The organism is Pseudomonas putida (assembly GCF_025905425.1).
GTDB classification, from domain to species: Bacteria; Pseudomonadota; Gammaproteobacteria; order Pseudomonadales; family Pseudomonadaceae; genus Aquipseudomonas; species Aquipseudomonas putida_AF.
This window is the reverse complement of record NZ_CP109603.1, coordinates 446,685-467,500: the sequence shown is the minus strand read 5'-3', so window position 1 is coordinate 467,500 and position 20,816 is coordinate 446,685. Positions and strand designations below refer to the sequence as shown.

Annotated in this window: 17 protein-coding genes and 1 rRNA gene (1 of these 18 only partly in view); 6 read left to right on the top strand and 12 right to left on the bottom strand. The window is 61.4% G+C overall.

The features are described from left to right. Positions 1 to 641: ribosomal RNA gene (locus OGV19_RS02145) — 16S ribosomal RNA — on the bottom strand (it extends 896 nt beyond the left edge of the window). Between the two features lie 456 nt (positions 642 to 1,097). Between OGV19_RS02145 and OGV19_RS02140 the strand changes: the two genes are divergently transcribed. Further along, the gene (locus OGV19_RS02140; RefSeq protein ID WP_264311920.1) at positions 1,098 to 1,994 is read left to right on the top strand and encodes a formate/nitrite transporter family protein; all 897 of its coding nucleotides are present in this window, start codon (positions 1,098 to 1,100) and stop codon (positions 1,992 to 1,994) included. Between the two features lie 3 nt (positions 1,995 to 1,997). On the opposite strand, the gene OGV19_RS02135 is transcribed toward OGV19_RS02140, so the two are convergent. Continuing rightward, positions 1,998 to 3,092 carry an MBL fold metallo-hydrolase gene (locus OGV19_RS02135; protein ID WP_264311919.1) on the bottom strand — a complete coding sequence of 365 codons (1,095 nt, stop codon included), beginning with the start codon at positions 3,090 to 3,092 and terminating at the stop codon, positions 1,998 to 2,000. A 130-nt stretch (positions 3,093 to 3,222) separates the two neighbouring features. Here OGV19_RS02135 and OGV19_RS02130 point away from each other — a divergent pair, with 130 nt between their 5' ends. Then, positions 3,223 to 4,296 carry a diguanylate cyclase gene (locus OGV19_RS02130; protein ID WP_264313875.1) on the top strand — a complete coding sequence of 358 codons (1,074 nt, stop codon included), beginning with the start codon at positions 3,223 to 3,225 and terminating at the stop codon, positions 4,294 to 4,296. Between the two features lie 56 nt (positions 4,297 to 4,352). Further along, positions 4,353 to 6,941, top strand: a complete 2,589-nt coding sequence (locus tag OGV19_RS02125) for a bifunctional diguanylate cyclase/phosphodiesterase (RefSeq protein WP_264311918.1) — start codon at positions 4,353 to 4,355, stop codon at positions 6,939 to 6,941. 48 nt (positions 6,942 to 6,989) lie between these two features. On the opposite strand, the gene OGV19_RS02120 is transcribed toward OGV19_RS02125, so the two are convergent. The 8 genes from OGV19_RS02120 to OGV19_RS02090 all read right to left on the bottom strand — a co-directional run bounded on the left by OGV19_RS02120 (position 6,990) and on the right by OGV19_RS02090 (position 12,424). After that, positions 6,990 to 7,310, bottom strand: coding sequence for a DUF2025 family protein (locus OGV19_RS02120; protein WP_264311917.1), 321 nt, complete (start codon positions 7,308 to 7,310; stop codon positions 6,990 to 6,992). A gap of 256 nt (positions 7,311 to 7,566) precedes the next feature. Beyond that, positions 7,567 to 8,457 carry an efflux RND transporter periplasmic adaptor subunit gene (locus OGV19_RS02115; RefSeq protein ID WP_264311916.1) on the bottom strand — a complete coding sequence of 297 codons (891 nt, stop codon included), beginning with the start codon at positions 8,455 to 8,457 and terminating at the stop codon, positions 7,567 to 7,569. A 35-nt stretch (positions 8,458 to 8,492) separates the two neighbouring features. Continuing rightward, positions 8,493 to 8,699 carry a DUF1656 domain-containing protein gene (locus OGV19_RS02110; protein WP_264311915.1) on the bottom strand — a complete coding sequence of 69 codons (207 nt, stop codon included), beginning with the start codon at positions 8,697 to 8,699 and terminating at the stop codon, positions 8,493 to 8,495. Next, positions 8,686 to 10,674, bottom strand: a complete 1,989-nt coding sequence (locus OGV19_RS02105; RefSeq protein WP_264311914.1) for an FUSC family protein — start codon at positions 10,672 to 10,674, stop codon at positions 8,686 to 8,688. Before OGV19_RS02105 ends, OGV19_RS02110 begins: the two co-directional genes overlap by 14 nt. A 182-nt stretch (positions 10,675 to 10,856) precedes the next feature. Then, positions 10,857 to 10,973, bottom strand: a complete 117-nt coding sequence (gene ccoM, locus OGV19_RS27630; RefSeq protein ID WP_003254862.1) for a cytochrome c oxidase subunit CcoM — start codon at positions 10,971 to 10,973, stop codon at positions 10,857 to 10,859. Positions 10,974 to 11,108: 135 nt separating this feature from the next. After that, complete coding sequence (locus tag OGV19_RS02100) at positions 11,109 to 11,270, bottom strand: hypothetical protein (RefSeq protein ID WP_077068735.1); 162 nt, start codon at positions 11,268 to 11,270, stop codon at positions 11,109 to 11,111. A gap of 67 nt (positions 11,271 to 11,337) precedes the next feature. After that, positions 11,338 to 11,667, bottom strand: coding sequence for an aspartate-semialdehyde dehydrogenase (locus OGV19_RS02095; protein WP_264311913.1), 330 nt, complete (start codon positions 11,665 to 11,667; stop codon positions 11,338 to 11,340). Between the two features lie 61 nt (positions 11,668 to 11,728). After that, a complete protein-coding gene (locus OGV19_RS02090) occupies positions 11,729 to 12,424 on the bottom strand; it encodes a M949_RS01915 family surface polysaccharide biosynthesis protein (protein ID WP_264311912.1) in 696 nt (231 codons plus the stop codon). Positions 12,425 to 12,575: 151 nt separating this feature from the next. Between OGV19_RS02090 and rapA the strand changes: the two genes are divergently transcribed. Beyond that, a complete protein-coding gene (rapA, locus tag OGV19_RS02085; protein ID WP_264311911.1) occupies positions 12,576 to 15,422 on the top strand; it encodes an RNA polymerase-associated protein RapA in 2,847 nt (948 codons plus the stop codon). Positions 15,423 to 15,642: 220 nt separating this feature from the next. After that, a complete protein-coding gene (locus tag OGV19_RS02080) occupies positions 15,643 to 17,907 on the top strand; it encodes a putative bifunctional diguanylate cyclase/phosphodiesterase (protein ID WP_264311910.1) in 2,265 nt (754 codons plus the stop codon). On the opposite strand, the gene OGV19_RS02075 is transcribed toward OGV19_RS02080, so the two are convergent. Beyond that, positions 17,807 to 18,694 carry an NAD(P)-dependent oxidoreductase gene (locus OGV19_RS02075; protein WP_264311909.1) on the bottom strand — a complete coding sequence of 296 codons (888 nt, stop codon included), beginning with the start codon at positions 18,692 to 18,694 and terminating at the stop codon, positions 17,807 to 17,809. The genes OGV19_RS02080 and OGV19_RS02075 overlap by 101 nt on opposite strands. Before the next feature lie 210 nt (positions 18,695 to 18,904). Continuing rightward, positions 18,905 to 19,210: a DUF2288 domain-containing protein gene (locus OGV19_RS02070; protein ID WP_264311908.1), complete on the bottom strand. Its 306-nt coding sequence runs from the start codon at positions 19,208 to 19,210 to the stop codon at positions 18,905 to 18,907. Positions 19,211 to 19,570: 360 nt separating this feature from the next. Here OGV19_RS02070 and OGV19_RS02065 point away from each other — a divergent pair, with 360 nt between their 5' ends. Then, complete coding sequence (locus OGV19_RS02065) at positions 19,571 to 20,686, top strand: branched-chain amino acid ABC transporter substrate-binding protein (RefSeq protein ID WP_264311907.1); 1,116 nt, start codon at positions 19,571 to 19,573, stop codon at positions 20,684 to 20,686. The last annotated feature ends 130 nt before the right edge of the window (positions 20,687 to 20,816 follow it).

The window sequence follows — 20,816 nt, the reverse complement described above, 5'->3', positions numbered from 1 at the left end:
GCCAGTTTTGGATGCAGTTCCCAGGTTGAGCCCGGGGCTTTCACATTCAACTTAACAAACCACCTACGCGCGCTTTACGCCCAGTAATTCCGATTAACGCTTGCACCCTCTGTATTACCGCGGCTGCTGGCACAGAGTTAGCCGGTGCTTATTCTGTCGGTAACGTCAAAACAGCAAGGTATTCGCTTACTGCCCTTCCTCCCAACTTAAAGTGCTTTACAATCCGAAGACCTTCTTCACACACGCGGCATGGCTGGATCAGGCTTTCGCCCATTGTCCAATATTCCCCACTGCTGCCTCCCGTAGGAGTCTGGACCGTGTCTCAGTTCCAGTGTGACTGATCATCCTCTCAGACCAGTTACGGATCGTCGCCTTGGTGAGCCATTACCCCACCAACTAGCTAATCCGACCTAGGCTCATCTGATAGCGCAAGGCCCGAAGGTCCCCTGCTTTCTCCCGTAGGACGTATGCGGTATTAGCGTTCCTTTCGAAACGTTGTCCCCCACTACCAGGCAGATTCCTAGGCATTACTCACCCGTCCGCCGCTGAATCGAAGAGCAAGCTCTTCTCATCCGCTCGACTTGCATGTGTTAGGCCTGCCGCCAGCGTTCAATCTGAGCCATGATCAAACTCTTCAGTTCAATACTGCTTGGGTTTTTAAGAAACCCTAAACTTGGCTCAGCAATCTCAAATGACTATGTGATTTCTCGCATGGTCACTTGTGATGCTGATAATCTTTGTGACTACCAGTCCATACTCACAAGCACCCACACGAATTGCTTGATTCAATTTGTTAAAGAGCGTTTGGTTAAGAGCTTTTCGTCTCAACCGAGGCGCGCATTCTACGCTTTCCTCATTTGCTGTCAAGCGTTTATTTTGAAGTTTTTTACCACCACTTTCTTTTGAAAGCCTTCAACTTCAACAACTTACCGCTTGCCCCGAAGCGTTCATCGCTGCGAGGAGGCGAATAATACGCGCTTTAAATTCAGAGTCAACACCTTGATCTGAAAAAACTTTCCAATCGCCTTTCACGGTCACCCGCAACTAATGAAGGCGTAACCGATCTGTAGATAAACACCCCACGGAGCATGGCGATCATGAGCGATGCGCAAAGCGAGAAAACGCCAGGCCTCTCGGCGGACGAAGAGCAGGAAGTCAGCCAAAATCAGCCACCGCGAGCAGCGGTGCTGCACGAAATCATTCGCTACCAGGGCGATCAGGAGCTCGAACGCACGCTTGCAGCACTGTGGTGGTCGGCGTTGGCCGCAGGGTTGTCCATGGGGCTATCGCTCATGGCAATGGGCTTGTTCTATGCGCGCCTTCCCGCTGGGGACAGCGCCCAGGTGATCGCGAGCATTGGCTACAGTGCCGGTTTCCTTGCTGTAATCCTCGCCCGCCAGCAACTGTTCACCGAGAACACGCTGACTGCCGTGCTGCCGGTAATGACCTCGCCTACCCTGGCCAACTTCGGCCGCCTGCTGCGCCTTTGGAGCGTGGTGTTGCTCGGCAACCTGGCAGGCACCCTGCTGGTGGCCTGGGTCATGCTTGAACTGCCGATCTTCGACAGCAAGACCGACGTGGCCTTCCTTGAGGTCGGTCGCAAGGTAATGAAGAATGACATTAGCCAGATGTTCGCCAAAGGCATTGTCTCGGGCTGGATGATCGCCACCATGGTCTGGATGATTCCGTCGATGGAGCACGCCAAGATCTGGATCATCCTGATGATCACGTACTTCATGGCCTTGGGCGACTTCACTCATATAGTCGTGGGTTCGGTCGAGGTGTCCTACCTGGTCTGGGCCGGCGAAGAGACCTGGCGCAGTTTCTGGATGCAATTCGCCCTGCCGACCCTGGCCGGCAACATCATTGGCGGCAGCTTCATCTTCGCGCTGATCAGCCATGCGCAGGTGCGCAGTGACAGCGGCAAGCCGCCCTCGCGGTTACTGGACGACCAAGCGCCGCCCTCCCCTCACCAGAAAGACACTGAAAGATGACCCTCAGCGCACTGCCACTGCACGCTCTGCCGAGCGCCCGCGCTCATGCGCAGGCTTTGGTTGCCACCAGTTCTGCCCGGCATAGGGCGAGTCGAGGCTGACCCGCTCCCCCATCTGCGGTGTGCTTAGCCGTACCTGCGCTTGCGCGGTCAGGGCCAGAATGCGCTCGAAGGGCTCCTGCCAGCCATGGGTGGACAAGTCGAACGTGCCGTTGTGGATCGGCAGCAGCCAGCGCCCCTTCAGATCGAGGTGTGCCTGCAGGCTCTGCTCCGGCTGCATGTGTACGTTCGGCCAGGCGACGTTATAAGCCCCAGTCTCGATGAGGGTCAGGTCGAAAGGCCCGAAGCGCTCGCCGATCTGCCTGAAACCATCGAAGTAACCGGTGTCGCCACTGAAGAACAACCGCAGCTGTTCATCGACCATCACCCAGGACGCCCACAAGGTCCGGTTGCTGTCGAACAATCCACGCCCGGAAAAGTGCTGCGCCGGCGTCGCGATGAAACGCACACCCTCGACTTCGGTCTCCTGCCACCAATCCAGCTGACGGACCTTTTCTGCCGGGACGCCCCATTCAATCAACAGGTCGCCCACGCCGAGCGGTGCCAGGAAAAACCCGGTACGTGGGGCAAGCCGACGAATCGCCTGCTCATCCAGGTGGTCGAAGTGATCATGCGACAAAATTACCGCGGCCAACGGCGGCAGCTCGTCCAGACCCAGCGGTGCGGCATGAAAACGCTGCGGCCCCGCCCACTGCACCGGTGAGGCGCGTTCGGCGAATACTGGGTCGGTAATAAAGAAACGCCCACGCAACTTGAGCAATATCGTGGAATGGCCCAAGCGCCAGAGGCTGTGATCAGGTGCATCGAGCACCTGCTGCCGGGTCATGGGCTGCACGGCGATAGCGGTGGCGGGACGTGTTTCGGGCGGCTTGCGCAAAAGCAGGTACTTGAGGCCGATACGCAGCTTCTTCATCACGCCATCCTGAGGCAGGCGTGCCTGATTGTGGAACCGGCCGTCTCGCTGTGGCGCCGGCTCGCCGGCAGCGTTAGCCAAGGGAGACATGAGCATCAGCACTCCGAGCACCAGGAAAGCCTTCATATTACCCCACAGTGATCGCATCAACCGTGAATTGGCTTGTAAGGTCATTTTTCATAGATGAAACACTGTTCAACAATATTCACACGAGTTATGCGATAAGCGGCGCCTTAACAGAAGAACGATAACCATGATGGACAACCGCAGCGGCAAGGGACTTTCTTTCGTCAAACGCATCTACCTGCCGCGCATCATTGGCATGGGCATCGGCCTGTTCAGTGTCATGGCAGCGTTGGCGCCACTGTCGCCGCCCACCTGGGTCTGGCTGCTGATGCTGTTCAACGGCATTCTCTGGCCCCATGTGGCCTACCTGTGGGCGATCCACTCGACAACGCCTTATCAGGCAGAGCAACGCAACCTGCTGCTGGACTCGCTGATGGGGGGCTTCTGGACCGCCGCCATGCAGTTCAACCCGCTGCCCAGCGTGACCGTACTGTCGATGATGACCATGAACAACGTCGCCGCAGGCGGCAAGCGCCTGGTAGCACGTGGCGTGCTGGCGCAGCTCGCCGGCATGCTCCTGGCCACGCTTGTGCTCGGCCCCGGGCTGCAGCTCAATGCCACGCCTCTGCAGGTTTACGCCTGCCTGCCAATGCTCACGCTGTATCCACTGGCCCTTGGCTGGGTCTGCTACCAACTGGCAATCAAGCTGGCAGAACACAAGCGCCGCCTCAGTGCGCTTAGCCTTACCGACAGCCTGACCGGGTTGCTCAACCACGGTGCCTGGAAAGACCTGCTCTTGGTCAAGTTCCAGACCTGCCAGCAACAACAGCAACAGGCGGTCATCGCCCTCATCGACATCGACCACTTCAAGACCATCAACGACACGTTTGGTCATGTGGTCGGCGATTGCGTGCTACGGCAGATGAGCGAAGAGCTCAAACGCAACCTGCGTGACGTTGACCAGGCCGGGCGCTATGGCGGCGACGAGTTCTGCGTGATTCTGCCAGACACTAATGAGGCCCAGGCTTGCCAGGCCATGGAGCGCTTGCGCGAGCGGGTGGCGAACTACCGCAATGCGCAACTGCCGCATTTGCGTATCAGCCTCAGCATCGGCCTGTCCGCCTTCCAGGCCGACCTCGAATCGCCCGAACACTGGCTCGAACAGGCCGACAAAGCGTTGTACACCGCCAAGCACGGTGGCCGCGACCAGGTCAATTTCGCGCAAAGCGAGGCCACCGTGCTCAGGCTGGCCTATCCTGACTGAACTTCCTTCCTGATTGCCCAGTGGGAGGCAGCTGTTCTTGAAGGAGTTGCTCACGCATGGCCAGGACCGCCAACCTTCCACCCACCCTTCCCACCCCCCGATTTCAAGTCCGCCGCTTGCTTGCAGGCTTTTGCGCGGTTTTCGCCCTGGCATGCCTGGTCACCTTGGGCGCACTGCTCAATATTGCCGCCACTCTCGATCGCCAAGAGCAGCAACGCAGCGCCTTCCATGCCACCCAGGCCCTCGAGCAACGCCTGCTCGCCTCACGCCAGTTCCTTTCCAGCTATGCCGTATGGGATGCCGCGTTTGAACACCTGTCCGGCAAGGCGGACTGGAAGTGGGCCTATGAAGAGAAGAACGTTGGCGAATCACTGTACAGCGCCAGTGGTTATGAAGGCGTATTCGTGGTGGACGACCAACGCACCACCTATGCCCTGTTCAAAGGCAAGCCCAGCGAAGCCGATGCCAGTACTTATATAGAAGCGTCCCTGCAGCCCATCATCAGCGAAGCGCGAGGTGCCGCCAGCGCGCGTGAACAAATCACCCGCTTCGTGCTGTTCAACGGCTGGCCGGCAGTACTCAGCGCCGCCGCCATACGCCCCGACAGGGACGTTTCGGACAGCGAAGTGAACCAGGCGCCGGTCATGCTGTTCGTCGATCAACTGACCGAGGACAAGCTCACGCGCCTGGGCACCGGCGCCGGCCTGGCTGGCATGCATGTCGAGAAAGACAGCGCAGGCGCGCATGGCCACCAGCGCATCGAACTGGGCGATACCGGCTACCACCTGGCCTGGACAAGCCCGCTGCCGGGGCGGCAACTGTTGTGGGCAATGCTCCCTCCGCTGCTCTGCGCCCTGCTGATACTGGGCCTGGTGATGCTTTACCTGTTCCGTCATGCCTTGCGCAGCTCCCGTGCCATCGACCTCAGCCTGAAACGCCTGCAACAGAGTAACCAGGCCCTGGAAGCCAGCGAGCAGCGTTTTCGCGCAGTGGCCGAAGCGGCTTCCGACTGGATCTGGGAAACCGATCGACAACAACGCCTGACCTACCTTTCTCAGCGTTTCGTCAGCGTTACCGGTTACCCGGTGGACGTGTGGCTGGGCCAGCCCGTCAACCAGCTGCTGGCCTGCGATACCACGCCACTGTCACCCTGGTTCGACGCTTTGGCCGCTGCCGACCCGCAGCAGTTGGCGAACCTGCGCTGCACCTACCGTGACCACAACGGGCAGAACCGCTATTGCCGCATTTCGGCGCGGGCGATCTGGTACGACGGCAAGCCAACCGGCTTTCGCGGTACCGCCAGCGACATCACCGACGAGGTCGACGCCCATGCGCGCATCCAGCATCTCTCGCTGCACGACCCGCTGACCGGGCTTGCCAATCGCAACAAACTCGCCAGGCATCTGGAGCAAGTATTGTTGCGCGGCAGCGACTCGCCCCCACTCACGTTACTGCTGCTGGACCTGGACAACTTCAAGCCGATCAACGACTCCCTCGGCCACGCCGCCGGTGACGCCGTACTGCAAGAGGTGGCGACCCGCCTGCGCGACAGCACCCGCGATGTCGACCTGGTCGCGCGCCTGGGGGGTGACGAATTCATCCTGGTGCTCAATGGCATGGATAACCGCAGCGAAGTCGATCGCTTCTGCGCACGCCTGATCGGTCTGTTGCAGCAACCCATCGTCTTTGACAACCAGCCACTGCACATAGGTGCCAGCATTGGCGTTGCACAGAGCCGCACGCTGGGTTTCGATGCAGGCGAACTGATCCGCTGCGCCGACATCGCGCTGTACCAGGCCAAGGCAGATGGCAAGAGCACCTGGCGCTATTTCGCCGCCGAAATGAACCAGCAGATCCAGTACCGCCGGCAGTTGGAGAATGACTTGCGGCGGGCCCTGCAGAACCAGGAGTTCGAGCTGCACTACCAGCCGCGCTATCGCCTGGGCGACCTACGCATCGTCGCGGTCGAAGCCCTGCTGCGCTGGCAACACCCGCAGGAAGGGCTGCTGGGGCCCGACACGTTCATCCCGCTGGCCGAGCAGAGCGACATCATTGTCGCGCTGGGCCGCTGGGTACTGCGCGAGGCGTGCCGCACGGCCCATGACTGGCCGGCGGGCCTGTTGATTTCGGTCAACCTGTCGCCCGCACAGTTCTTGCGCAGCGACGTGGTGGCCGATGTGCGCGAGATCCTGCTGGAAACCGCGTTCCCCGCCCAGCGCCTGGAGCTGGAGATTACCGAAAACGTGATGCTCAACGACATTGAAGGCGCACTCAGCACCATGCTGTCACTCAAGGAACTGGGAGTTCGCCTGAACATGGACGACTTCGGTACCGGTTATTCGTCCCTGGGCTATCTGCGCACCTACCCGTTCGACAGCATAAAGATCGACAAACGCTTCATCGCCGGGCTGAACAACACCAGTGGTAGCGATCGCGCCGTGGTCCAGGCCATCATCAACCTGGGCGAAGCCATGGGGCTGACGGTGACGGCCGAGGGCGTGGAGAGTGAACAGCAGCTCAGAACGCTGGAGAAGGACCACTGCCATGAAGTGCAGGGGTATTTCCTGAGCCGACCGTTGGATAAAGACAGCCTCGAAGCGCTACTGCGACAGCTACCCGAAAGCTCGGCGCAGGGCCTGTTGTAGGAGCAGCCTTGTCGCAGCGCAAGCGTGTTCCTACACAACGGCGGGCTGTCAGCGGATGTTGCGTTCGGCCACGATCTCGGGCAAATCGCTGCGCCGCAAATAGGTACGCAAAGGCTCGCCGATGTTCAAGCGGTCGTCCACATGCTGCTCCAGCAACAGTGCCAGGCGTTCGCGGCACAAGGCCATGCGCAGCCCTTGCTCGGGCCGCCAGACGAATTCGCTGCAGGGGGTAATGCTGTCGTCGGCCACGTCCATGCCGAAAGCGTCTTCGGAAAATCGCACGATGTGAACGCCGCGCTTGCCATGAAAGCCGACGAAACCATTGAGCTGCTCTGCGGCGTTGCAGATATCCTGGGAAGTGATGGCCATGACGTAACCTCGCAATTTAATCGGAAGTGACGCACGCCTGGCGGTAAACGGTCGCCTCTGCCGGGCAACTCGCAGTGGCTAGCCTAACGCAAGAGGCAAAGCATTCGCCAAAGTTTTTCATCTTCCGTCGAAAGGCCGTGCGATGTGCTGGACTTTGGCCTGGGTCGCCAGCAGCACCGCCATCTTGCTCATAAAACCATGGCACATGCCTTTGCCGGGCATAGGGCAAGTCAGCCGTTAAGCAGCCCTAGAGTCATCACTGTAGATTGCGGTCTTCATGCACCTGCACGCTGGCGGTCATCCCTGCGCTCAGGTTCATGCCCTGGGGGATCTGGTCGAGGCGGATGCGCACGGGTATCCGCTGCGCCAACCGCACCCAGTTGAAGGTTGGCTCGACTTCCGGCAGCAGTTGGCTGTCCGGGTTGCTGTTGCGGTCGGTGATGCCCCGGCTGATGCTCTCCACATGCCCTTGCATCGCCTCGCCCGCGCCCATCAGCCAGACCTTCACCGTGTCTCCGACGCGGATGCGCGGTAGCTTGGTTTCTTCGAAATAGGCCTGGATATAGAACGTCGAGTCATCCACCAGGGCCATGACCGACTCGCCGGTGTTCACATAGTTGCCCTGGGCCAAACGCAAGTTGGTGATATGCCCGCTGCGCGGCGCCCGCACTTCACTGCGCGCCAGGTTGATCTTGGCCACCTGCAGCTGCGCCTTGGCCACCTGCAGCTGCGCCTCGGCCTCATGCAGTTCGCCCCGGGCGATGGCGGCATTGATCTGGGCATTTTCACGCAGCTCGGCACTGATCGCCTCCGGCCCCAGGGCCGTCCGCCGCGCCGCTTCACGCTCGCGCAGGCGCAGTTGCTGGGCGCGGGTCTCGGTCACCGCGCTGGCCTGGTCGAAAGCCGCCTGGAAGCGTTCGCGGTCGATACTCATGAGCAAATCGCCGGCCTTGACCTGCTGGTTGTCGTGCACCTTGAGCTCGCGTACCCAACCAGAAACGTCCGGGGCGATCACCACCACGTCGGCGCGTACACGGGCATCGCGGGTCCAGGGGGTGAGCATGTAGTACTGCCACAGCTGGTAGCCGGCCAACAGGGCAAGGGCCACCACACACAGGGTCACCAAGGTACGTACGGCAGTACGCATCGAATCACTCCTTACTAAAACCGTTACAAAAGCCCTTATGCAGCCCCTAGCACTCGCACCACCAGGAACAACACACACACGAACAATGCCGCATCGAACAGTGCTTCATGCCAGATCCAGCGGCCCAATGGCGTGGCTTGCACCAGCAAGCGCAGCAGCCCGGTGCACAACAGCGCCAGCAGCACATAAATCAAAAACGGACTGAGCAGCACGCCGCCCAGCGACCATTCACGCAACCCCATGAACCTCCTCCTGCCAGCGGCACCACTTGCCCCAGCTTTTCTGCAACTGCAGCACCGCGCCTTCGGCCAGGCGCAGCGGATCGCTCGCAGGCAGCCGGCGCAAGGCTTCAATGAATTGCGCGCTGGCGCTGTCCAGACGCTGCCCACGCCCGGCCGCAGGCCCTTTGGCCAGCACCGCCTCTACTTGTTGCAGGTACTCGCGTTCGGCCCGCCCCAACGGTGCCTTGGCGACCGCCAGGCACATACGCAGGTGCACCAGTTCGTCGCCGATGTCCAGACCGTGCAGGCCATCGTCCCAACGCTTGCGCTCGCTTTCGGGCAACTCACCGGCATGCCGCGCCAGTTGCATGAGGCGGTCGGCCATGCGCCCACCAAACCAACTGTCGGCGCCACGCAGGTCGCGCCGGGTCAGGCGCACCAGGTCGCTTTGGGTCGCCGCCCGCAGGCGTCGGCCAAGCCAGGCCGGGTGACGGAACACCAGCAAACGAAACGCCATCACGGCAGCAGACACGCCCACCAGCATCGCCAGCGCGCTGTTGAGCATGCTGGCTACGCCAAACTGCATGACGTTCAGCGGCGCTACCAACACGATGAAGTGCAGGCAATAAGAGGTAGCGGTCGCCCCGGTACGCGGGTGGGCCATGCCCAGGGCGCCGAGAAACAGTGGCACGCCCATGCCCAGGCAGAGCATGGCGAAGCTGCTCCATTGGGGCAAAAGAATCTGCCCGACCAAAAAGGCCGCAGGGATCGCCAGCAGGATGCCACGCAGGAAACTGAGGCCGATCTGGGCGCCGTTTTCGCGGCTGGCAAACAGGCTGCAGACGACACAGGTCAACACCAGACCGCCCGGCGCAGATGGCCAGGCGGTCGCCAGCCAGAAGCCACTCATCACCAGAAACGCCAGCGCGCTGCGTGAGCCGAACAGCAATGCCAGCGACCAGTCGCGGTGCGCGGCCAGGCCTTGGGATACATCCTTGGGCGCCCTGCCCGCTTCGACATCGTCCAGGGCCTGGGTCGCGGCCATCGCGTAATCCAGCAACAGCGCCATGCGCGCCAGGCAATAATGTTCGGCAGAGCTGATTTGCTCATCATGGGCGGCGTCCCAGATGCGCTGTCGCAACAGCAACAGGCTCGGTTGATCGGGTTTAGCCAATTGCGCGCGCACCTCGTCCAGCCAAGGCGACAGGTGCCGGACTTCGCCTTCATCAAGCTGCCGCCACTGCCGGCGCACCGAGCGGGAAATACGCAGCAGCACCATCAGTTTCTGGCTCAGGCCGCGAATGGCTCGGGCTCGCTGACGCCCACGATTACCTTCGAACCAGGCATGTTCGCGCTGGCTGTCGATGGCGACGATGCGCCCAAGGCTTTCCAGCAGCCCTTTACGCGCCTCATCCTCCCCCCCCAGCATGGCGCTGGCCGCCTGCAAGCCATTGTGCCAAGCCTGCCTGGCCTGACCACCCAACTGCTGTTCCACGCGCATCGGCCAGATCAGGGCACTGGTGGCGGTGGCGCAGAAGATCCCCAGGCAAATCTCGGTGCAGCGGGCCACGGCCTGGTCGAACACCTGAAGCGGGTGATCGATCGCGGGCAAGGCGATGATCGCAGCGGTGTAGCCGGCCAGCACAAAGGCGTAGGCCCAGGCGCTGCGCAGTTGGGTAGAGGCCGCCGTGCACAGTGCCAACCATAAGGCCAGGGTAATCAGGAACAGGCCCGGCGTCTGGGCGAACACGCCGATGAAGAGCACCGACATGAAGGTGCCGACCAAGGTGCCGGCCAGGCGCGCAAGGCCCTTCTGCACCACCATGCCAGACAACGGCTGAGCCACGATGAAAGCCGTCATCAGTGCCCAAGACGGCTGCTCCAGCCCCCAGCGCATCGCCAACCATAGCGCCAGACCACCGCCGAGCAGGGTCTTGATGGCGAATTTGAGGGCGAGGCTGCTGGGTGCGAACAGGGCCTGAAGAGTAATGGGCACGAGGCGGACCTTGCGGGGATGGTCAGGTAAACGATAGACAATGAAGAGAAGAATAAGGCGGAAACGATTAATTAGCTAGCTAATCATCTTCTTGAAGGCTGCGTTGCCTGACATTTCACAGGCAAAAAAAATGGGCGACCGAAGTCGCCCTAAATGCCTTGCGTGCTCGTGAATCCGGAAGGTCAGCGCGGCTTGCGCTTGTTCGAGTCCTTCCAGATGAAAATGCCCAGACCGGCAAAGAATGCGACCATCAACCCAACCGTTACCACACCTGCGATAACCACGTTGTCGAAGAACATGTCGGCCTCCCTCTTCGTTTGCCGTTGTCCGATGGATGCAAGGTAACGAATGTGGGGGCGGGGAAAATTGATCGGGGTCAATGGTGCCCGGGACCGGGCACGCGAGGCGGGTGCAGGGTTGACCTGCGTCAAGTTTCAGCGCTTCTTGGGCTTGCCCTTGGGTTTCTTTTTCTTGGCCGCACTCAAGGGCATGGCTTGCTCGAAGGCCTGGCGCACTTCGTTGAGGCGCTTTTCTTTGAGGTCGTGAACGCGCTTGGCACGTTCGGCATCGAAATCGATGAGGTTGTCTTGGCTCATGGGTGGGCTCGACGATCAACTGAGGCTTGCATGATGAAGCCAGGCACGGACGCTGACCAGCCCCGCGTCAGACTTCGATGTCGACCAGCAGCCCCTGGCGCGGGCTCTCGCCCATCAGCGGGGCCACCGGTACGGTGTTGTCGGCATTGACCTCGTCACCGGGTAGCGCGCTGTAACGCTCGCCGTCGCGTTTCTGCCGACGTTGCTGTTGACGCCGTTGCTCATCACGCAGGATCAAGGCCTGCTCCTGCGGGTCGCGCTGCTGCTTGAGGTCGATGGCGCTTTCACCAGACGCGGGCTGCGTGGGAACCACTGGCTTGATGTCGGGGGTTGGCTTGACCGGGTCCTGTTGCGAGGTTACCGGGGCTGCACTGAGCGGAATGATCGGCGGTAACATGGCAAGTCTCCTATTACCCCTGTATCGGCGGGCGGTCACCTACCTTGAATACAGACAACGCTTATTCGGCTTCGTCATCGGGGTCGTCATCGCTCGGCGGGCTTGCCTCGCTCCAGGGCCGCTTGTAGACCTGCTGCCAGACCGCGTCCATGTGCTCGCGCACTACGGGCGGCGCGCCCTTGAGCGAGGCGCTGTCCTCGCGCTCACCGCCGATCGGTTCCTCGCCCGCTGGCGTGATCAGCGACTGGCCGGTAATGGTGTAGCTGGCCTGGCCCTCGCGCATTTCGATGGCGATATCGTGAGGGTCGATGCCGCCGCCGCAGAAGGCATGGCTGGCGACCGTCAGCTCGGCGATGCCGTCCTTGTTCAGGTCACTGACATCACTGACATCGGTATAGAAGTCGACATCCAGGTCCAGCCCCGGGCAGGTGGTTTCCTGTTCGATCTGCCAACGTGCCTTGAACGCATCGTTTTCGGCCATACGCCCATACAACGTGGCCTTGAGCACCACCTTGTCCACTTCCTGCTGGTTCTGTGCGTCGGTGGCCTGGCCATCGGCGCGGCTCAGCACCAGCAGGCCTTCGCCGTCACGGTCACGAAAGTGCACGCTCTTGATCGGCGTCTGCACGCCCAGGGCCTCAAGCTGCCCGGGCGGAATCGCCGGCAAGGTCTCGAAGCTTTTTTGTTCGCAGGTGGCCAACAGCACCAGGCTGCTCACGGCCAGGGAAGCGTTCAACCAGCGGTGCTTGGCGGACATGTTGATACGCAGCCCTCGTCAGCAAGACGGTGTTGGTCGATGAAACGGCTAGACTGTTGGTCTTCGGCACCCTTCGGTGCACTTCAACACTTTGGTCTGACCGGCCGATCCGTTAACATAGCCGGCTTTTCATCGCGGGAGTTCAGGCAGTATGGCGCAGCAGTATCAACCGGGGCAACGCTGGATCAGCGACAGCGAAGCAGAGCTCGGCCTGGGTACCATCCTGGCGCAGGATGGCCGCCTGTTGACCGTGCTCTACCCGGCCACTGGCGACACCCGCCAGTATTCCCTGCGCAATGCGCCGCTGACCCGCGTGCGCTTCTCGCCAGGTGACCAGATCACCCACTTCGACGGCTGGAAGCTGACCGTGCGTGAGGTCGACGATGTCGATGGCCTGCTGGTCTACCACGGCCTGGACGGGCAGAACCAGCCGCGTACCCTGCCGGAAACCCAGCTGTCGAACTTCATTCAGTTCCGCCTGGCCAGCGACCGCCTGTTCGCCGGCCAGATCGACCCGCTGTCGTGGTTCAGCCTGCGTTACAACACCCTGCAGCACACCAGCAAACAGATGCAATCGTCGCTCTGGGGCCTGGGTGGCTGCCGCGCCCAACCGATCGCTCACCAGTTGCACATCGCCCGCGAAGTCGCAGACCGCAGTGCGCCACGGGTTCTGCTGGCTGACGAAGTAGGCCTGGGCAAGACCATCGAGGCCGGCCTGGTCATCCATCGCCAACTGCTCTCCGGGCGCGCCAGCCGCGTGCTGATCCTGGTCCCGGAAAACCTCCAGCATCAGTGGCTGGTGGAAATGCGCCGGCGCTTCAACCTGCAGGTGGCGCTGTTCGACGCCGAACGCTTCATCGAGAGCGATGCCAGCAACCCGTTCGAAGACGCCCAGCTCGCGCTGGTCGCCCTGGAATGGCTGGTTGACGACGAGAAGGCCCAGGACGCGCTGTTTGCCGCAGGCTGGGACCTGATGGTGGTCGATGAAGCCCACCACCTGGTCTGGCATGAAGACCAGGTCAGCGCGGAATACGGCCTGGTCGAGCAACTGGCCCAGGTGATCCCTGGCGTGCTGCTGCTCACCGCCACCCCCGAACAGCTCGGCCAGGACAGCCACTTCGCCCGGCTGCGCCTGCTCGACCCCAACCGCTTCCACGACCTGGTGGCGTTCCGTGCCGAGAGCGAAAACTATCGCCCGGTCGCCGAGGCGGTACAGGAGCTGCTTGACGAAGGCCGCCTGTCGCCCAAGGCCCACGCGACCATCCATGGCTTCCTGGGCGCCGAAGGCGATGCCCTGCTGGCGGCCGTTAGCGATGGCGATACCCAGGCCAGCGCGCGCCTGATCCGCGAGTTGCTCGACCGCCACGGCACCGGCCGCGTGCTGTTCCGTAATACCCGTGCAGCGGTTCAGGGCTTCCCCGAGCGCCAGTTGCATGCCTACCCGGTGGCCATGCCGGAGCAGTACCGCGACCTGCCGCCCGGCGAAAAGGCCGAGCTGTACCCGGAAGTCGCGTTCCAGGCCCACGGCGACACCACTGATGACGAGCGCTGGTGGCGTTTCGACCCTCGGGTCGACTGGCTGATCGATACCCTCAAGATGCTCAAGCGCACCAAGGTGCTGGTGATCTGCGCCCATGCCGAGACCGCCATGGACCTGGAAGACGCCCTGCGCGTGCGCTCCGGCATACCGGCTTCGGTGTTCCACGAAGGCATGAGCATTCTTGAGCGTGACCGCGCCGCCGCCTATTTCGCGGACGAGGAATTCGGCGCCCAGGTGCTGATCTGTTCCGAGATCGGCAGCGAAGGCCGCAATTTCCAGTTCTCTCATCACCTGGTGATGTTCGACCTGCCGGCCCACCCGGACCTGCTTGAACAGCGTATCGGCCGTCTCGACCGGATCGGCCAGAAGCACACCATCCAACTGCACGTGCCCTACCTGCAGGACAGCCCGCAAGAGCGCCTGTTCCAGTGGTACCACGAAGCGCTCAATGCCTTCCTCAACACCTGCCCGACCGGCAACGCCCTGCAACATCAGTTCGGCCCTCGCCTGCTGCCGCTGCTTGAAAGCGGTGACAGCAAAGCCTGGGAAGCGCTGGTGGCCGATGCCCGCAACGAGCGCGAACGCCTGGAAGCCGAGCTGCACAGCGGCCGCGACCGCTTGCTGGAACTCAACTCCGGCGGCGCCGGCGAAGGGCAGGAACTGGTCGAAGCGATTCTCGAACAGGACGACCAGTTCGCCCTGCCGATCTACATGGAAACCCTGTTCGACGCGTTCGGCATCGACAGCGAAGACCATTCGGAAAACGCCCTGATCCTCAAGCCAAGCGAGAAGATGCTCGACGCCAGCTTCCCGCTGGGTGACGACGAAGGCGTCACCATTACCTACGACCGCGCCCAGGCGTTGTCCCGCGAGGACATGCAGTTCCTGACCTGGGAGCACCCGATGGTCCAGGGCGGCATGGACCTGGTACTGTCCGGTTCGATGGGCAATACCGCCGTTGCGCTGATCAAGAACAAGGCCCTCAAACCAGGCACCGTGCTGCTCGAACTGCTGTTCGTCAGCGAGGTGGTGGCACCGCGCAGCCTGCAGCTTGGCCGCTACCTGCCACCGGCAGCCCTGCGCTGCCTGCTCGACACCAACGGCAACGACCTGGCGTCGCGCGTGGCGTTCGAAACGCTCAACGACCAGCTCGAAAGCGTGCCTCGCGCCAGCGCCAACAAGTTCGTCCAGGCCCAGCGTGATGTGCTGTCCCAACGCATCAGTGGTGGTGAAGCCAAAATCATGCCGACCCACGTCGAGCGTGTGGCCGAAGCCCAGCGCCGCTTGAAGGCCGAGGCCGACGAAGAACTGGCGCGCATGATTGCCCTCAAGGCCGTCAACCCAAGCGTGCGCGACAGCGAGATCGACGCCCTGCGCAAGCAGCGTGAAGACGGCCTGGCGATGCTGGACAAGGCGGCCTTGCGCCTGGAAGCGATTCGCGTGCTGGTAGCTGGCTGATTCTTTCACCGGCATCAGGGGGCTGCATTGCAGCCCCATTACGACACAAGGCCACTCCCACAGCAGTCATATTCCTGACTGCGATTAGGCTCATAACCAAATCGTAGAAATCAAAGTGCCATTAGTCAGGAAGGCCTAACTACCTCTTCCTATACTGCGTCTGGACAGTCTCCCAAGGGTTGTACCGGAGACGAGTGAAAACTCGACCACGAGGCGCGCAATGGAATGGCTGGGACTGCAACTGTTCGCCGATCTTCCGGCAACCGGACGCATCGTCATCGATTGTCGGCACGAACCCTTTCTGGTCCTGCTCGCCTACACCGTGGCTTGCGCTGCGTGCTTCGCGACCCTGGACATGGTCGAGCGCCAATCCCATAGCGAACAGCCCACCGCGCAACGCCAATGGCGCATGCTCGGCGCCTGCTGCCTGGCCGGCGGTGTCTGGGCCATGCACTTCATCAGCATGTTGGCATTCCAGGCCCCCCTGGAGCTTCACTACGACGTCTCGCTGACGGTCCTTTCACTCCTCATTGCCCTGATCGTTGCCTGGGTGGGCATGAACAGCCTCAACCGTAGCCACATGCGCCCGCACCATTACCTGAAAAGCGCAGTGCTGATCGCTGCCGGCATCATTCTCATGCACTTCGTTGGCATGGCCGCCCTGGAAACCAGCGCCCATCAGTACTACCAGACCGGGCTGCTGCTGGCCGCCATGGCCATCGCCCTGCTCACCAGCCTCGCGGCGCTGCTGCTGGCGCGGTATTTTCGCAACGGTAGCGGCACGTTGCACCAGGCCCTGAAGTATGGCGCCAGCCTGCTGATGGCCGGCGGCATCGTCGCGACCCATTTCACCGCGATGTCGGCCATGACCCTGGTCATTCCAGCCGACACCGCCCTGCGCTTGCCCTCTGCAGACAACAGCCTGCAACTGGGGCTGACCATTGCCTTCATCACCCTGCTGATCAGTGGTGCCAGCATCAGTGCGGCATTGGCCGACAAGAAGCTGCAAAGCAAGGAACACGACCTGCGCCGGGTCAGCGTGCTGCTCAACCAACTGGATCAGGCACGGGCCTCGCTGCAACAGGCCGCGCACTACGACGCCCTGACCAACCTGATCAACCGCCGCGGCTTTAATCAGGTATTCGCCGAACGCCTCGCCGAACAGAACGCCGATGAAAACCGCCTGGCGGTGATGTTTCTCGACATCGACCATTTCAAACGCATCAATGACAGCCTTGGCCATGCGGCAGGCGACGAACTGCTCAAAGTCATTGCCAACCACATCAAGGCAGCCACCCGCAGCCAGGACCTGGTGGCACGATTCGGTGGCGACGAGTTCTGCGTGGTCACCAGCCTCAATAACCGTGATGAGGCACGCCATCTAGCGCAGCGCATCATGCAACGGATGAAAGAGCCCATCGACCTGGGCGGCCGGCGCATGGTCATGACCACGAGTATTGGTATCAGTATTTTCCCCGACGATGGCAACACGGCCGAAGAGTTGCTCAAGCACGCCGACCTTGCCCTATACCAATCCAAGGGCAACGGGCGCAACAGCCTGAACTTCTTCAACGACAGCCTGAAAACCCGCGCCACCCTTGCCCTGCAGCTGGAAGAAGAATTGCGCATCGCGCTGCTGGAGGAACGCGGGCTGTGCGTGCACTACCAGCCGATCTTCGACCTGCGCAATGGCCAGGTGGCCAAGCTCGAAGCCCTGGTACGATGGCAGCATCCACAACACGGGCTGCTCGGGCCCGACCGGTTCATCGGCATTGCCGAAGCCAATGGCTTGATCATCGACCTCGACTTGTGGGTGCTGCGCCATGCCTGTGCCGACCTGGCCCAGCTGCACCGCCACGGCTATGGCGACCTGAAGGTTACGGTGAACTGCTCGGCAGTGACCCTCAGCCACGACGAACTGGCCAGCGAAGTGGAGAAAGCGCTGTTTCATTCAGCGCTGGCGCCCCGCCACCTGGAGCTGGAGGTCACCGAAAACGCCTTGATGGGAGACATTCAGCGCACGGTCAGCCTGCTCAAGCGCGTTCGCGCCCTGGGCGTGGCCCTGTCGATCGATGATTTCGGCACGGGTTACTCTTCGCTGGCCTACCTCAAGCGCTTGCCGCTTGATGTCCTGAAAATCGACAGGACATTCCTGCAGGATGTGCCAGGCAGCCAGAAAGATCGCGAGATCGTCCAGGCCATCATCGTCATGGCCCACACCCTGCACCTGCAGGTGGTCAGCGAGGGTGTGGAAACCGTCGAACAGCTCGAATTCCTAGAAACCCACGGCTGCGACTACCTGCAGGGTTACCTGCTCAGCCGCCCGGTGGCGCTGGGCGAATTGCGGCCAATCCTCGAGCGGCTGGAACGCCACAACGGCGTGCTCAGCCCTTGCTGCGATACAGCGATACCAGGGTCGCCGGATCTTTTTGCAGATAGCCCTGGCTACCGTGCAAGCGCATCAATTGCGCGGCGAGGCCACTGAGCGGTGTCGCCGAGCCCTGCTCGCGGGAAAACTTGACCGCGCTGTCGAGGTCCTTGAGCAACGTACGCACATGCCACTTGATCGGCTCGAAGCGGCTCTCGGCCATTTGCGGGGCGAGGATCTGCAAGGGTTTCGAATCAGCAAAGCCGCCCGCCAAGGCCTCGGCGATCAGGGTCGCATCGACGCCCGACTGCTCGGCCAACGCCACCACTTCGGCAATCACCAAGGCATTGCAGGCCACGATCATCTGGTTGCAGGCCTTGGTCACCTGGCCCGCGCCCACAGCGCCCATGTGCGTCACACGCTGGCCAAGGGTCAGCAGCACCGGTTGCGCGCGTTGCACATCAGACGCGTCACCACCGACCATGATTGCCAAGGTGCCGGCCTCTGCGCCCGGCGTGCCACCGGACACCGGCGCATCCACCCAGGCCATGCCAGACAACGCCGCGAGCTCTGCGGCCATCTCGCGGGTGGCGGTCGGTTCAAGGCTGGAGAAGTCGATCAGCAGTTGGCCACTGCGCCCACCCTGCGCAATGCCCTGCTCACCAAACACCACTTCGCGCACCACCACCGTGTCGGCCAGGCACAGCAGCACCATGTCGCTGTCGCGGCACAGCTCGGCCGGGCTTGCCGCCAGGCGCGCGCCAGCCGCCACCAGCTCGGTGCATTTGTCCGGGCTGCGGTTCCACACCGTCAGGGGGTACCCGGCAGCCAGCAGGCGCCTGCACATCGGCAGGCCCATCAGGCCGATGCCGGCGAATCCTAGCGAAGGTAGTTGTGAGCTCATGAACGACTCCTGGCACATTTGTTATTTTTAAGGCCGCGGTCAGGGCACTGCTGCCGTGGCATACCCGCGAAGGGCCCTGCGGCGACCCCATTACGCATCCCGTAAACTGTTACCGCCACGCCGAATTGTTACTTACCTCTACCCACCTGATCGCCCTCAAGCACCAGATTGAGGCAGCTGCGTATTTTCACGCACCAAAAACGTTCACGCTCATTCCGAGCGCTTCGCCTGAATCACGATAAACGGTGAAACCACCACCGCCCAGATCTCTGGATCGCGGCTTTGCAGGTCCACTGCCTGCTCGGCTGTGACCGGCCCAACAGTGCCATCACTACGCCACTTGGCGAAGATCTCGCTGCGATTCTCGGCCATCGCTTCGGCAACGGTGATCAGGTCCAGGCTGGGGTCGACCCAAATCAGGTCACCCTTTGCCCAGAAGCGCTCCAGCGCTTTCCACTCGATGATTGCCGTCTCGCCAATCAATTTGGCATAGAGGGTGCTTGTTTGATCAGTCATGGGTTGCTACCCGCAAAAATCGGCCAATAAAAAAGGCCGCTATTTTTGCAGAAAAACCCGGTTTCAAATACGTAATTTGGTCGATTGGCCCCGAACTTGTGGGGTGGGGCCGCAGATGCAGGCTAATTGATGGCGCTTTTTTGTATCTTTATGTCGATCATGCGACAACCCAGGAAACAGGCTCTTTTTGACCGCTTTTCAAGCGCTCGAACAGCGCTCTACACTGTACCGGTACAGTTCCGGGACATGTTCCGGGGGAAGGTGGGCATGCAGTATGGCGTGGCCATACCGCAAATCCCGCCCGGTCTGTAGCCCTGGCCGCCAGGACTATAAGAATTACAACAGAATGAGTGGAGCACTATGATCAAGATTTCCAAGCTGTTCGCCGCAATGGTTCTGGCCGGGGTAGCCAGCCATTCGTTTGCCGCCGATACCATCAAGATCGGGATCGCAGGTCCTAAGACCGGCCCTGTGACCCAGTACGGCGACATGCAGTTCATCGGCGCCAAGCAAGCTATCAAAGACATCAACGCCAAGGGCGGCGTCGATGGCAAGATGCTTGAAGCCAAGGAATACGACGACGCCTGCGACCCTAAACAGGCCGTTGCAGTCGCCAACAAAGTGGTCAACGACGGCGTCAAGTACGTCATCGGCCACCTGTGCTCCAGCTCCACCCAGCCTGCGTCCGACATCTACGAAGACGAAGGCGTGATCATGATCACCCCCGCCGCCACCAGCCCGGAAATCACCGCGCGTGGCTACAAAATGATCTTCCGTACCATCGGCCTGGACAGCGCCCAGGGCCCGGCCGCCGGCAACTACATCGCCGACCACGTCAAACCGAAAGTCGTCGCGGTCCTGCACGACAAGCAGCAGTACGGTGAAGGCATCGCCACCGCAGTCAAGCAAACCCTGGAAGGCAAAGGCACCAAGGTTGCCGTGTTCGAAGGCCTGAACGCCGGTGACAAGGACTTCTCCTCGATCATCCAGAAGCTCAAGCAGAACAACGTCGACTTCGTCTACTACGGCGGCTACCACCCAGAGCTGGGCCTGATCCTGCGCCAGGCTCAGGAAAAAGGCCTGAAAGCCAAGTTCATGGGCCCAGAAGGTGTCGGCAACGACTCCATCTCGCAGATCGCCCAGGGCGCTTCCGAAGGCCTGCTGGTCACCCTGCCGAAGTCGTTCGACGCAGACCCTGCGAACAAGGCCATCGTCGACGCCATCAAGGCTGACGGCAAAGACCCAAGCGGCCCGTTCGTGTTCCCGGCCTATTCGGCTGTCGAGCTGATTGCCGAAGGCATCAAGGCCGCCAAGTCCGAAGACACCGACAAGGTGGCAGCCGCCATCCACGCTGGCACCTTCAAGACCCCGACCGGCGAACTGTCGTACGACGCCAAGGGCGACCTGAAAGACTTCAAGTTCGTGGTCTACGAATGGCACTTCGGCAAGCCGAAGACTGAAGTTTCCCCTCAGTAACTGCGTGACTAAATAGCTGACCGTAAAAGCCCACTGTGCGAGCAGTGGGCTTTGTTTTACGAGGTTCATGGACCTGATTCCCGCGATCCGGGGGCCGGTTCACCTGAAAATCTTAAAACCGTCACTCGCG